We start from the raw sequence: 13,634 nt of genomic DNA, 5'->3' as shown, positions 1-13,634 counted from the left end.
TTAATCCCTAAAATACTTGCTTCTACTGATCGTCATTGTAGAAGCTTTATTTTTTTATAGAGAAAAAAAGATAGACAGAAATATTTCTGCCTATCTTTTTTAATTGGGGGATTTATTTATTCTTTATTGATATATTCAATAATGATATCTGCAATATCTTCAAGGGATTTATGGCTAGTATTAACACTTAAATCATAATTTTTAGGATTTCCCCATTCTTTGCCTGTATAATAAGCATAATACTCAGCTCTTTTAGCATCTTCTTGATTTAATTCAATAACAGATTTTCCATCATATACTGTTCTACCGCGTTCTTCACGATATTCATCATTCGCACAAACAAATACAGAACATACATTTTCATTGCCTTGTAAAACAGCATCTGCACATCTACCAAGAATAATGCAATTACCATCTTTAGCCAAACGACGAATAATTTCAGATTCTTGTTCAAACATTTTATGGTTCATTGGTTTAGCACCACTCATACCAAAAATATAGAATGGCATAAATTTCAAAGAAAGTGGTGGCACATTATCTTCTAATTCTTTTAAGTCTTTTTCACTCATACCACTAATACCTAATTGAGCAGCAGCCATATGCACGATTTGTCTATCATATAACTTATAATTTAATTTTCTAGCTAAAATATTTGCGAGTTCACGACCGCCACTACCATATTGACGACTAATTGCTATAACATTATTTTTCACAAGAAGACCTTCTTTCAAAATTATTTATTAATTAATCATTTACTTTGCGGAAAGCTAAAGAATATCCTAAAACCACTGCAAAACATACTACAGGTAAATAAAATGCTGTTCTAATAGCTGCTTCGGCTGCGGAGAAACCACTAACCATGAAGCTTAATGCACTAGAGTCAACTAACCAACCCATGATAGGAGTGATTATTGCACCACCTAAGATAGCCATGATTAAACCTGCTGCACCAAATTTTACTTCAGCACCGAGACCACGAAGAGCAATACCATAAATTGTTGGGAACATTAAGCTCATGCAACCAGAAATTGCAATTAAGCAATATACAGATACAGATGTTGGTAAGTAAATTGTACCGAAGCAACATAAAATACCAGCTAAAGCGAAGACTGCCATCATTTTTGCAGGAACAAAATATTTCATCAAATATGTGCAAAGCCATCTGCAAGCGATAAATAATACCATTGCATAGATATAGTAATTAACAGCATCAGCTTCAATGATATTTTTTGTAGCCATAATATATTTAATAGTCCATGTCCAAACTGCGATTTGTACACCTACATAAAAGAACTGAGTGATAACACCCCAATAGTAACGAGGATTTTGTAATAATTTACCAAATGCTTGAGGAACAGTCATTGCTACACGACCATCCTTATCATTTAATTTACTTCTAAAGAAAATAACCCAAATAATAAATGCGATTAAGATTAATCCAACATAAGGAACACATACCCAGAAAAGTTCTGTATCTCTGATAGCGGAAAGTTCAGCAGGAGACATAGCTAATCTATCATCTAAATCAGCAGGATTCAAGTTTGCTAAGATAATATATTTTGCTAAGAATAATCCAGCCATTGAACCTACAGGATTGAATGCTTGAGCAAAATTCAATCTGCGAACGCTTGTTTCTTGAGCACCTAAGGATAATACAAATGGATTACATGTTGTTTCTAATACAGATAAACCACCAGCTAAGATAAAAATAGATACTAAGAATAAATTGTAACTTTGCAAAATAGCAGCTGGAATATAACCAAATGCTCCTATCATATAAAAACCAAGACCAACTAAAACGCCAACACGATAGGAATATTTTTTAATGATAAATGCTGCTGGCATAGCAAGTACAGCATATGCACCATAAAAAGCTACCTGTACTAAAGAAGAATCAACAGCTTTAATCATAAAGATCTTAGCAAATGAAGGAACCAAGTTATCAGTCATATTGTTTAATAAACCCCAAAGAGCAAAACAAGATACTAATAAGAAAAAATATATTCTATATTGAGCAGGAACTACTGGTATACTATTGCTATTATTCGCAATATTCTTTTGACTTAATGTATTTGCGTTATTTTCCATGATAAAACCTCTCTTAAATATTTATACACGAACAAAATCACATAATTAATCCACTACAACACCTTTTTGTAGCATGATATTAGCGTAAAGAGCCTTTTCACTTGTAGCGATAATAGCATAAGCTGTTTTGGCTTCTTCGTAGAAAGCAAATCTTTCAATATTACCGATGGCATTTGCTCCACGTTCATCATGTTTAGCTACGATTTCTTTGTAAGTGTCCCAAATAGGTGTTTCTACTGTATCACCTGGCATTACTTCCATGAGATTAACAGGTTTATCAACATAAATATCTAATGGAAAAACTTTTAAAATTGCATCTAATAATTCAGGTACACCATGTCCATCACATCTGATTACTATTGCATTTTTACCCATAGACTCTGCTGGGAAATTTCCATCAGCAATAACAATTCTATCGCTATGACCCATTTCACAAAGTACTTTTAATAATTCAGGTGATAATATTTTAGGAATATTTTTTAACATAACAAATTCTCCTTAATATTTTTATATATTTCGTCCCAATTTTCATCTTTTTGAGGTTCATAAACAGTAACATTTTCAGAATTAGCAATTATCTTGCGTGCTTCTTTAATATCTTTTATTTCACCTAATGCCATTAATTGCAGTGCAATATTTCCCATTACTGTAGCTTCTACAGGCCCTGCTACTACTTTTCTACCACAAACGTTAGCTGTTAATTGACATAATAGTTTACTTTGGATACCGCCACCAATGATGTTTAATGTATCATATTTTTTGCCAGTAGCTATTTCAATCTGTTCTAAAGCAAATCTGTATTTAACAGCTAAGCTCTGATCAATACAGCGAACAATTTCTGCTTCATTTTGAGGAACATATTGGCCTGTGCGTTTGCAATATTCTTGAATTCGTTTTGGAATATTACCTGCTGGAACAAATTCTTCATTATCTGTATCAATAAAGGAATTTATCATGCCCACTTTACTAGCCATCTGTTCAAGTCCACCAAAACCATATTCTTTACCTTCTCTAATCCATTGACGGCGACTTTCTTGAATGAGCCATAGTCCTATGATATTTTTTAAGAAAGAAGTTTTATTATCTGCTCCGCCTTCATTAGTAATATTCAAACTTGCAGAAGTTTCATTAATTATTGGTGTTTTCAATTCTGTTCCTAATAAGGACCATGTACCACAAGATAAGAATATAAAATCATCTTCTTGAGTTGGCACTGCCACCATAGCTGATTGAGTATCATGTCCTGCTACAGCAATTATATCTATTTCATTTATACCTAACTCTTCACTAATTTGTTTGCTCAACTTACCAATCTTCGTTCCTGGTTGAACAATTTTAGTGAATATATTTTTTGGTAAATCCAAATTTTCAATAATTTCTGAAGACCACTTTTTATTTTTTGCATCTAATAACTGAGTTGTAGAAGCTATTGTATATTCTGTACATTTCTCATTAGATAAGAAATAATTTAATAAATCCGGCATCAGTAATAAAGTATCAGCTTTTTCTAATAATTCTGGTTGATTTTCTTTTATAGCCATCAATTGAAAAAGAGTATTTAATTCCATGAACTGATTACCAGTAATGCTATAAATAGTATCTTTATCCAATTTAGCAAAAACTTTATCCATCATACCTTTTGTTCTAGCATCTCTATAATGAACAGGATTTTCTAAAAGTTTGCCATCTTTATTTAAAAGACCAAAATCAACGCCCCATGTATCTATACCTAGACTTTTTATTTCACCCTCTTGTTTTGCTTTTATTAAACCAGTTTTTATATCATGAAATAATCTTAATACGTCCCAATACATAGTATCTAATAATATTACAGGATCATTTGTAAAGCGATGTATCTCTTTTAATGAAATTTTTTTGCCATCAAAAGTTCCTATAATAGCTCTACCACTAGATGCACCAAAGTCTAAAGCTAATACCTTAACGTCCTTTCCCATATTCTCACTCCTCATTGTTAACTTTTAACCTTATTATATCAACACATAATTATTAAATCTTGTTATATTATCACTAAAAATAGAACTATATTCACATTTAATAAATAATTTGAAAATTTTATATAAAATCATAAAACAAAATAAACTGACAACAAAAATAAATTTAAAAATTTACTACCTATATCTTTAATTTTATTTTTCATAAAAAAATAGCCCAATAGTATATATTGGGCTATTCTATAAAAATTAGTCTTCTTTATAATGTTTATAACCTGGGTGTCTGCCTTTTACGCCATAGTAGCTGCGTAAGTTGATGAGTTTATCAATATTTTCACGAGAAATTTCTTTTGGTCCACCTAAAAGATAAGCATTTAAGTTGATTTTAGCAAACAATTCTAATGTTTCCATTTTATAATAAGCTTCCACCAAATTAGAACCAACAGTCAATGCACCGTGATTTTCTAATAATACAGCATCATGTTCTTGAATGTAAGGTGCAATAGCTTCAGGTACCTCGTAAGTAGAAGGTGTTCCATAAGGGGTGATAGGAATAGAACCTAATGCTACTACTGTTTCAATCATATCATATCTATCTAAAGGTACATGAGCTACAGCAAAACCAGTAGCTGTTGGGGGATGTGCATGAAGCACTGCACCTACATCTTCACGATCAGCATAGCAACGCAAATGCATTTTGATTTCAGAAGATGGTCTATAACCTTCATTTGCTTCTAAAATTTCACCTTGAACATTGATACGTACTAATTTTTCAGGAGTGATGAAACTTTTACTAATTCCTGTTGGTGTAGCAAGGAATGTGCCATCATCTAATTTTACAGTTATATTACCATCATTAGCAGCAACCCAACCTAATTGCCACATTTTATGACAAATATCGCATATTTGATCTTTTATTTCTTCATAAGCCATAAACAAGCTCCTCCAATTAATCTATATTATATTCTAATTATTTATATAAAGGACCATAGTTTTTGCAAGCTCTATAGTCTTGACCTTCTTTATCCATACCGAAAGCATTCCAAGCAGCAGGACGGAAGATTTTATCTTCAGGAACGTTATGCATGCATACAGGAATTCTGAGCATAGAGCATAATGTAATGAGGTCTGCACCGATATGACCATAGCTGATAGCACCGTGATTTGCACCCCAGTTATTCATTACATCATAAGCAGATTTGAATGCACCTTCACCAGTTAAACGTGGAGCGAACCAAGTGCAAGGCCAAGTGTAGTCAGTACGTTTCCAGAGTTTATCAGATACTTCATCTGGTAATTTTACAGTCCAACCTTCTGCAATCTGTAATACAGGACCTAAGCCTTTTACAAGATTTAAACGAACCATAGTTACAGGCATTTCACTATTTGTTAAGAAACGAGAGCTAAATCCGCCACCTCTAAAGTAACCATTATCAGCAGGGCACCATTCAGTTGCATCAAGGCAAGCTTTTTGGTCTTTTTCAGTCATTTCCCAGAATGGTTTAATTACGCCATTACCATTTTCATCTTTTGCTTCACCACAAGCATCGATACAAGCAGCACCGGAGTTGATTAAGTGAATAAATCCTTTGGATTCTTTAGCAACGCCTTCTAATTCATAACCAGTAGCCTGTTTAACTGCTTCAGGGCTCCAGTATGTTCTAACATCAGCGAAGATCTGTGCAGTATTTGTTAATAATTTACCAAAGAGCATACCAACACCGTTTAATGTATCATTTTCTGTAGCAAGTACATATGGTTCTCTTGCACCATTCCAGTCAAAAGAAGAGTTCATCATTGCTTCTGGGAAGTCGCAGTTTGGATAGAAATCTGTCCACTGTCTTTGACCTTGGAAACCACCAGCAATTGCATTGTGACCTAATTGTTCTTCTTCGCAACCTTCTGGTAAGTTTTTATTACCATTATAGAGGTCTTTAATGATACACATCATTTTTACAACAAATTCCCAAGCTTCTTCTTTTTCAGCGTCAGTTTTACGGCAGAAATCTGGGTTTTTGTCAAAGCCTTGTTTGCAGTTTTCTTTAGTCCATTTTAAAGCTTTTTCAAATTCTGCATGGTCATAAATACCTTCTGTCATACGACGGATAATTTCAACTTCATCTACGGATTCAACTCTCATGCCAAGATATTCTTCAAAAAATTCTGGACTAATGATAGAACCTGCGATACCCATACAAATAGAACCAATCTGTAAGTAAGATTTACCTCTCATTGTAGCAACAGCTACAGCTGCACGACCAAATCTTAAAAGTTTTTCTTGAACATCTTCTGGAATTTCTGTAGCATCTGCATTTTGAACATCATGTCCATAGATACCAAAAGCTGGAAGACCTTTTTGTGCATGGCTTGCAAGTACAGAAGCAAGATATACAGCACCAGGACGTTCAGTACCATTGAAGCCCCAAACACCTTTGATTGTTTTTGGATCCATATCCATTGTTTCAGAACCATAACACCAACAAGGAGTTACTGTTAAAGTAATATCTACGCCTTCTTTTTTAAATTTTTCTGCACAAGCAGCACTTTCAGGTGCACGACCGATTGTTGTATCAGCAATAACTACTTTTACAGGTTCACCGTTAGAATATTTGAGGTTTTCTGTAAATAATTTAGCAGCAGCTTTTGCCATGCCCATAGTTTGTTCTTCTAAAGATTCTCTAACTTTTAAAACGCCTCTACGTCCATCAATTGTAGGGCGGATACCAATTACAGGATAATCTCCAATTAATCTATTTGTTGCCATTATAAAATTCCTCCTAAGAAATCTTTTTGTATATATCTTTTTGTTTGTTGTTCACTTGATGATTAAATTATAGCAATTAAATATTAATAATACTTGTTATATTATCACTAAAAATATAACAATATTCACTTTTTAAAAATTGTATGAAACTTTACATTTTTAGAAATATAAGTATAATAATAATATAAAATTTTATTTATTAGGAGAACAATTATGAAACGCGATAGTTATAATGAACAAAGAGAACGCGGTAATTTTTCATTTCCTGTAGAATATCACTATGTAACTAATCATCATCCACGCTACAATATGCCATATCATTGGCATATTCAATATGAAATAATTCGCGTATTAGAAGGTAAAATTGTAATTTCTATAGACGAAAATGAATATACGGCTAGTGCAGGAGATATAATTTTCATCACAGATGGTTGCGTTCATGGTGGAAAAGCTTTTTTAGAAAATACTATATATGAATGTATGGTTTTTGATAAAAAATTATTTGAAACGAATATAGGTGATCAAAATATTCTTCAAAACTTCTTTGATCATCATCTTATTGTAAATAATTATTTTGATAATAAATATCCTGATATACATCAAGCTATATGGACTATATTTGATGCTTTAAAAAACAAGCTATTTGGTTATGAATACATTGTATTAGGTGGTTTATTTAATTTTTTAGGATTAATTTTAAAATACAAATTATATACTAAATCCTTTACAAATTTTATAAGTAGTAACCAAAAAAATATTCATAAATTAAAAAAAGCATTTCATTTAATTGCAACCTCTTATAATCAACCGCTTACTTTGGAAGATTTAGCCAATACTTCTGGTTTATCACCAAAATATTTCTGTCGATTTTTTCAAAGTATGACGAACAAAACACCTATAGCTTACTTAAATTATTATCGAATTGAATGTGCTTGCACTAAATTAGTTAATGAAAGGGATTTATCAATCACAGATATAGCATATAGCTGTGGTTTTAATGATTTATCTTACTTTATAAAAACATTTCGTAAATATAAAAATACTACTCCCAATAAATATATGAAATCTTATTTTGAAATGACAAAAAAATAACAAAAAGGCTCTTATTAACCTTATATTTAAAAGTTAATAAGAGCCTTTTTAATCAATAAAATTATTATTGTTGTTCACTAGGAGTTTCTGTTTTTTTATTATCTTGAAAAGAATTTTTCAATGGTTGTAAAGGGCTAATAGTAGAAATAGCATGTTTATATACCATCATCTGTTTTCCAGCAGAATCTAAGATAACTGTAAAATTATCAAAACCTTTTACATTTCCACGTAATTGGAAGCCATTTGTTAAATGGATAATAACTCCTACATTTTCTTTTCTCACTTGATTTAAAAATACATCTTGTAAATTTATTGTTTTATTTGGCATCTTAAGAGTCCTCCAATTAAAATATACTTCGTTTACTCAACTAAATTAGTTATTTATAATAATTTTATTATCATAAAAACAAAATTATATGTCAATTCATACAGTCTCCATATTAAAATGTATTAAACAATCTTTTAATACTTTAGACAATAAATCATCTTCATCTAATTGTTCAACATCATACCAAGAAATATATGGCATTTTCTTATACCATGTAAATTGACGCTTTGCAAAATGACGAGTAGCTTTCTTCATTTCATAAACAGCAGTATTTAGATCGATATTGCCATTTAAATAATTAGCTATTTCTCGATAACCAATACCTTTCATTGATTGCCAGTCTATCTCAGCTCCATTTTGCAACAATGATTTTACTTCATCTATAAAGCCATTATCCATCATAATATCTACACGTTGATTAATTCTATCATATAAATTTTGACGACTGCGTTTTAAGCCTACAATATACGCATCATAAACCAATTTCCCTGTTAATTCATAGTGATTTTTTTGCGATATTTGTTCTTTACCTAAATGATAGACTTCTAAAGCACGAATAATACGATTAAAATTATTGATATGCAATCTTTGAGCTGTTTGAGGATCTACCTCTTGCAACATTTTATAAACATATTCTCTTCCATGCTCATCTGCCAATTGCTCTAAATGATGTCTATATTCAACGTCACCAGAAGTTTCATTAAAAATATAACCTTCAAGTAAAGACTTTACATATAATCCTGTACCGCCAGCTAAAATAGGAATGTTCCCTTCATCATTTATCTGTTTGATCAAAGGTTTTACTTTATCATGAAAATCACTTACATTGAAATTTTCCCATGGTTCTAAAATGTCAATAATATGATGTTTTACACCATTCATTTCCTCAATTGTCGGCTTTGCAGTACCTATATCAAAACCCTTATATACTAGCATACTATCGCCAGAGATTATTTCTGTGGATAACTTTTGAGCTAAATCTATGCTAAGCTTTGTTTTTCCTACAGCAGTTGGCCCTAGAATAACGATTAATTTTGATTTCTCCATCTTATTTTACTAAATCCAAAGATGAGCCAACTGGTACTATATCTACAGTACAATGTGAAATACTTTCTGTATAAGATTTAAATGCTTCAGGATTTTCAGCAATAACAGGCCAAGTATTATAGTGAACAGGAATTGCATGTTTTGCTTTTAATAATTGAGCTGCTTTTGCTGCGTCTTGAGCATCCATTGTATAATTACTGCCAATTGGTAAAATAGCATAATCAATCTGTTGTTTTTCACCAATAAGAGCCATATCACTGAATAAAGCAGTATCTCCAGCAAAATATACTACAGTATTATCATTAAATTTAATTACAAAACCACAAGGTGTTCCCCCAGCAACACCTGCACTATGCAAAGCTAATACTGCTGTTACTACACCAAATGGGAATTTAAATGAACCACCTAAATTCATACCATGAACATTAGTATAGTCTTCTGGCAATTTAGTCAAAACTTCCGGTGTAGAGATAACTTTAGCTCCAGTTCTTTGAGCAATCTGTGTAGCATCACCATAATGGTCGCCATGAGCATGAGTCAACAAAATATAATCACATTCTACTTCATCAGCAGAAATACTTGCTAATGGATTTCCTGTTAAAAATGGATCGAATAATAATTTTTCATTTTCTGTTTCTAATAAAAAACAAGCATGTCCATAATATTTAAATTTAATCATTTAAATCACCTTCTATAATTTATTTTAAAAGAAAATTAATGCTTCTTTTCTTTTTTTAGCATTAGCCAACATTTCTTGAGCATTATCAAGAGAAGCTTGTGTAAAGTTTATACCAGATGACATTCTTGCAATTTCAGCTATTTTAGCATCATAGTCAAGTTCATCAATAATAGTAAAAGTTTTATTATCTTTTGTTTCTTTTTTTATATAAAAATGAGCATCTGCCATAGCTGCAATCTGCGGTAAATGAGTTATACAAATTACTTGTCTATATAATGATATGCGAGCTATTTTTTCAGCCATCATTTGAGCGGTTTTACCGCCAACACCTGTATCCACTTCATCAAATACCATTAAATCAATATCGTCTTTTTGAGCTGTAATTGTCTTCAATGCTAAAGCAATACGTGATAATTCACCGCCAGAAACTATTTTCTGCAATGACTTTAAGTCTTCACCCAAATTAGCTGAAAATAATATTTCTACTTCATCGGCACCATTTTCAGTAAAATTATCATTCATATTTAAATTTATTACTAATTTAGCATCAGCCATAGATAACGATGTCAATTCATTCATAATAGCACACTCTAATGCTTTTGCACTTTCATAACGTATTTCATGCAGAGCTACAGCCTCTTGATGTACTTTTTCGCTTAATAAAGATAATTCTTGTTCCAATTTTGCGATATTATCGTCATAATTTTCGATATAAGTTAATTCATCCTTAGCTTTAGCCAGATAATTTAATATATCTTCAATAGTATCGCCATATTTTTTTCGCAATTTATCAATATCATTCATACGAGATTGCATCATATCTAATTTTTGAGGACTGTAATCTATACTTTCACCATAATTACGAATTTCATCAGCACTATCTTGTATTTGGAAATAAGCTTCATCCAATATTTGATGAACTTTAGCCATATTTTCATCATATTGAGATAGATTTTCTAAATCTTTACGAACTTGACTCAATGAACTCAATACGGAAAATTTACCATTTTCACCTTCATAAAGTAAATTATACGCATCTTGCGTTAATAATGATATCTTTTCTGCATTAGCTAAGATTTTTATTTCAGACTCTAATTTTTCATCTTCACCTAAAGTCAATTTAGCATTTTCAATTTCATTGATTTGCCATTTTAACATATCTAATCGTTGAGCCATCTCTTGTGTATTTATTTTATTATCAGCTAATTTTTGTTTTAATTGTAACCATTGATAATATTCTTTTAAATACTTTTGCTTTTGTTCTAAAATTTTATTATCGCCATAAGTATCAATAAGCGATAACTGTTTTAAAGGCTTTAATAATGCTTGATTAGCATGTTGACCATGTATATCTACAAGCAATTCGCCTAACTGACGTAATATAGCCATTGTCGTATGACAATTATTGATTTGTACACTATTTTTACCGTTTGTATTTATCTGTCTTGTTATAATTAAAATATCATCTTCAACTAAAATATTATATTCTGTCAAAAAATTTTTAACTACATCATTATCTAAAGTAAAAACAGCTTCTACTCGCATGTATTCACAATTACTGCGAATAACATCAATATTTGTACGTCGTCCAATGACCATACCTAAAGCACCTAGTAAAATAGATTTACCAGCACCTGTTTCACCAGTAAGAATATTAAGACCTTTATTAAAATCTATTTGTACATGCTCAATTAGGGCAAAATTCCAAATTGATAGTGTCTTTAACATGAATATCCTCCAAATTAATTAAGCATATCCTGTAATCTTTTCATTATATCTTCCACAGCAGATATAGGTTTTACTACTATAAAAATATTATCATCACCAGCTACTGTACCTATAATTTCAGGCCATTTAGCATAATCTAAAGTAGAAGCCACTGCATTAGCTGCACCTGGAAGTGTTTTTACCACAATGATATTTTCACTGAAGTTTAAACCAACTACAGAATCTCTAAATAAATTTAATAAACGATTTTTGGAATACATCAATTCCTTATCTGTTGGATAAGCATATCGATATCTTCCATCACCTGTTGGAACTTTTATTAGCATTAATTCTTTGATATCACGAGAAACAGTAGCCTGTGTTACTACTATATGCTGTTCTCGCAAAGCATTAGCTAACTCTTCTTGTGTTTCAATAACAGAATGTTCAATAATCTCCTTAATTCTTGCATGTCGTGTAGCTTTCATGCATATTCACCAACTTTCTCAATCCAACATAATGCTGGAGCATTTAAATTATGATTTATCATTTTATACCAACCTACTGTAAAAGCTTTTTTAGGCAAGTCTTTTACAAATAGTTTTATAGCCTGATATTCCTTTAAACCTTCTTCATGACCTGGATACATAACAATTGCAATATAGCCATTTATATTTAAAACATTTAATATTTTATCTATGGTCTTTAATGTTGTATCATTTTTAGTCGTAAATTCGTGATCTCCACCTGGTAAATATCCCAGATTGAAAATAGCTACATCTATTTTTGCCTGTATATAATTATTAATATTTTCATGAGAATCATGTATGAATTTTATATTTTCTAAAGGTAAATTTATATTATTTTTATTTTCAATTAATAATTTTTTAGTATTCAATATTGCTTGTTCTTGTATATCAAAAGCATATAATTTAGCTTTTGATTTTGCATTTTGAGCTAAGAATAATGTATCATTGCCATTGCCAGCTGTAGCATCAACTATTATATTAGCTTCAACTAATCTATCTTTTAATAGGCAATGTGCTAATTGTATCGAATTACTAAGCTTTTGCATCGAAAATTCCTCTTTTATATTATTTTAAAATAAAAATTTAAATTTATAGACATAATTTATTCATAAATGTCTGATAAAAATTTTTATCTTCAAATCTAACTATTTGTGCTGGAAATTTGGCTTTTTCAATGATAATTTCATCATCAGGCTCAATATCGACACTTTCTTGACCATCCAATGTCAGATTTACACTTCTCTTTGTCATACTGATAATATTAATAATATTCAATGTTACTTTTTCACTTTCATCGATTACCATAGGACGAATAAAACAAGAATGAGGACATATTGGCGTTAAAATTATACCTTTTACTTTTGGATTTACAATTGGGCCACCTGCTGATAAAGAATATGCAGTAGAACCAGTAGGTGTAGATATTATCAATCCATCAGCTTTATAATTCGTCACCATATAATCATTGATGGCCACACCAAAATGTAACATACGGGATACGCCACATTTACTCACAACGACATCATTTACTGCACTGCCTATATAATTTAACTTATCTTGTCGTTTTATATAAGCAGATAACATTAATCGTTCTTCTATTTTGTATTGTCTATTGATTATTTTTGTTAATTTAGCTTCAATTTCGCCTGGTTCAATATCTGCTAAAAATCCTAAATGACCAATATTTATACCACAAACGGGTGTACCATTTTTAGCTAAAGTTCTACAAAGACCTAATAATGTACCATCTCCGCCAATACTGATAGCCATATCAATGTATTCGTTTTCCAAGTTTTGACTAATCAATTCTTCATGATAGAAAAATTTACCTTCTTTTGGTGGTAATAATAGTTCAATATTATACTGATTAGCAAATTTTATTATTCTCTCTAAAATTTCGCCAGCTCCAGATTTAGTTACATTAGGATAAATAGCTATTTTCATGAAA

General features: G+C 31.0%; 14 protein-coding genes. 1 reads left to right on the top strand and 13 read right to left on the bottom strand.

What is annotated here, in order from left to right; translation table 11 throughout:
* Positions 1-116: 116 nt before the first annotated feature.
* From Q5I67_RS08615 to Q5I67_RS08590, 6 genes are all read right to left on the bottom strand, one after another.
* Complete coding sequence (locus tag Q5I67_RS08615; RefSeq protein ID WP_296898019.1) at positions 117-713, bottom strand: AAA family ATPase; 597 nt, start codon at positions 711-713, stop codon at positions 117-119.
* A gap of 31 nt (positions 714-744) precedes the next feature.
* On the bottom strand, positions 745-2,088 hold the full coding sequence (gene fucP, locus Q5I67_RS08610) for an L-fucose:H+ symporter permease (protein WP_302487047.1): 1,344 nt from the start codon (positions 2,086-2,088) through the stop codon (positions 745-747).
* Positions 2,089-2,133: 45 nt separating this feature from the next.
* Complete coding sequence (locus tag Q5I67_RS08605) at positions 2,134-2,574, bottom strand: RbsD/FucU family protein (RefSeq protein WP_008537871.1); 441 nt, start codon at positions 2,572-2,574, stop codon at positions 2,134-2,136.
* On the bottom strand, positions 2,568-4,043 hold the full coding sequence (locus Q5I67_RS08600; RefSeq protein WP_302487046.1) for a rhamnulokinase family protein: 1,476 nt from the start codon (positions 4,041-4,043) through the stop codon (positions 2,568-2,570). The genes Q5I67_RS08605 and Q5I67_RS08600 overlap by 7 nt, the downstream gene beginning before the upstream one ends.
* A gap of 246 nt (positions 4,044-4,289) precedes the next feature.
* Entirely contained in the window at positions 4,290-4,973 is a 684-nt protein-coding gene (locus Q5I67_RS08595; RefSeq protein ID WP_296898034.1) for a class II aldolase/adducin family protein, read from the bottom strand.
* Between the two features lie 37 nt (positions 4,974-5,010).
* Positions 5,011-6,804 carry an L-fucose isomerase gene (locus Q5I67_RS08590; protein ID WP_302487045.1) on the bottom strand — a complete coding sequence of 598 codons (1,794 nt, stop codon included), beginning with the start codon at positions 6,802-6,804 and terminating at the stop codon, positions 5,011-5,013.
* A gap of 213 nt (positions 6,805-7,017) precedes the next feature.
* Between Q5I67_RS08590 and Q5I67_RS08585 the strand changes: the two genes are divergently transcribed.
* Complete coding sequence (locus Q5I67_RS08585) at positions 7,018-7,896, top strand: AraC family transcriptional regulator (protein WP_296898042.1); 879 nt, start codon at positions 7,018-7,020, stop codon at positions 7,894-7,896.
* A gap of 64 nt (positions 7,897-7,960) precedes the next feature.
* On the opposite strand, the gene hfq is transcribed toward Q5I67_RS08585, so the two are convergent.
* The 7 genes from hfq to Q5I67_RS08550 all read right to left on the bottom strand — a co-directional run bounded on the left by hfq (position 7,961) and on the right by Q5I67_RS08550 (position 13,630).
* Positions 7,961-8,224: an RNA chaperone Hfq gene (gene hfq, locus Q5I67_RS08580; protein ID WP_296898045.1), complete on the bottom strand. Its 264-nt coding sequence runs from the start codon at positions 8,222-8,224 to the stop codon at positions 7,961-7,963.
* Positions 8,225-8,320: 96 nt separating this feature from the next.
* Positions 8,321-9,271: a tRNA (adenosine(37)-N6)-dimethylallyltransferase MiaA gene (gene miaA / locus Q5I67_RS08575; protein WP_302487044.1), complete on the bottom strand. Its 951-nt coding sequence runs from the start codon at positions 9,269-9,271 to the stop codon at positions 8,321-8,323.
* 1 nt (position 9,272) lies between these two features.
* A complete protein-coding gene (locus Q5I67_RS08570) occupies positions 9,273-9,950 on the bottom strand; it encodes a metal-dependent hydrolase (RefSeq protein WP_296898049.1) in 678 nt (225 codons plus the stop codon).
* A gap of 24 nt (positions 9,951-9,974) precedes the next feature.
* A complete protein-coding gene (gene recN / locus Q5I67_RS08565) occupies positions 9,975-11,678 on the bottom strand; it encodes a DNA repair protein RecN (RefSeq protein WP_302487043.1) in 1,704 nt (567 codons plus the stop codon).
* Positions 11,679-11,692: 14 nt separating this feature from the next.
* Entirely contained in the window at positions 11,693-12,145 is a 453-nt protein-coding gene (gene argR, locus Q5I67_RS08560; protein ID WP_008537864.1) for an arginine repressor, read from the bottom strand.
* Positions 12,142-12,732: a class I SAM-dependent methyltransferase gene (locus tag Q5I67_RS08555; protein ID WP_302487042.1), complete on the bottom strand. Its 591-nt coding sequence runs from the start codon at positions 12,730-12,732 to the stop codon at positions 12,142-12,144. The genes argR and Q5I67_RS08555 overlap by 4 nt, the downstream gene beginning before the upstream one ends.
* Before the next feature lie 43 nt (positions 12,733-12,775).
* A complete protein-coding gene (locus Q5I67_RS08550; RefSeq protein WP_296898057.1) occupies positions 12,776-13,630 on the bottom strand; it encodes an NAD(+)/NADH kinase in 855 nt (284 codons plus the stop codon).
* Positions 13,631-13,634: the final 4 nt, after the last annotated feature.

Source organism: uncultured Megamonas sp., assembly GCF_958438645.1.
Taxonomy (GTDB): Bacteria; Bacillota; Negativicutes; order Selenomonadales; family Selenomonadaceae; genus Megamonas.
This window is presented reverse-complemented; position numbering and strand designations above follow the sequence as displayed.

Bases quoted from the DNA above. Each gene is read 5' to 3' on its own strand.
- fucP (WP_302487047.1), bottom strand. From the start codon at position 2,088: ATGGAAAATAACGCAAATACATTAAGTCAAAAGAATATTGCGAATAAT.
- Q5I67_RS08550 (WP_296898057.1), bottom strand. From the start codon at position 13,630: ATGAAAATAGCTATTTATCCTAATGTAACTAAATCTGGAGCTGGCGAA.
- Q5I67_RS08595 (WP_296898034.1), bottom strand. From the start codon at position 4,973: ATGGCTTATGAAGAAATAAAAGATCAAATATGCGATATTTGTCATAAA.
- recN (WP_302487043.1), bottom strand. From the start codon at position 11,678: ATGTTAAAGACACTATCAATTTGGAATTTTGCCCTAATTGAGCATGTA.
- argR (WP_008537864.1), bottom strand. From the start codon at position 12,145: ATGAAAGCTACACGACATGCAAGAATTAAGGAGATTATTGAACATTCT.
- Q5I67_RS08585 (WP_296898042.1), top strand. From the start codon at position 7,018: ATGAAACGCGATAGTTATAATGAACAAAGAGAACGCGGTAATTTTTCA.
- Q5I67_RS08605 (WP_008537871.1), bottom strand. From the start codon at position 2,574: ATGTTAAAAAATATTCCTAAAATATTATCACCTGAATTATTAAAAGTA.
- Q5I67_RS08600 (WP_302487046.1), bottom strand. From the start codon at position 4,043: ATGGGAAAGGACGTTAAGGTATTAGCTTTAGACTTTGGTGCATCTAGT.
- Q5I67_RS08555 (WP_302487042.1), bottom strand. From the start codon at position 12,732: ATGCAAAAGCTTAGTAATTCGATACAATTAGCACATTGCCTATTAAAA.
- hfq (WP_296898045.1), bottom strand. From the start codon at position 8,224: ATGCCAAATAAAACAATAAATTTACAAGATGTATTTTTAAATCAAGTG.
- Q5I67_RS08570 (WP_296898049.1), bottom strand. From the start codon at position 9,950: ATGATTAAATTTAAATATTATGGACATGCTTGTTTTTTATTAGAAACA.
- Q5I67_RS08590 (WP_302487045.1), bottom strand. From the start codon at position 6,804: ATGGCAACAAATAGATTAATTGGAGATTATCCTGTAATTGGTATCCGC.
- miaA (WP_302487044.1), bottom strand. From the start codon at position 9,271: ATGGAGAAATCAAAATTAATCGTTATTCTAGGGCCAACTGCTGTAGGA.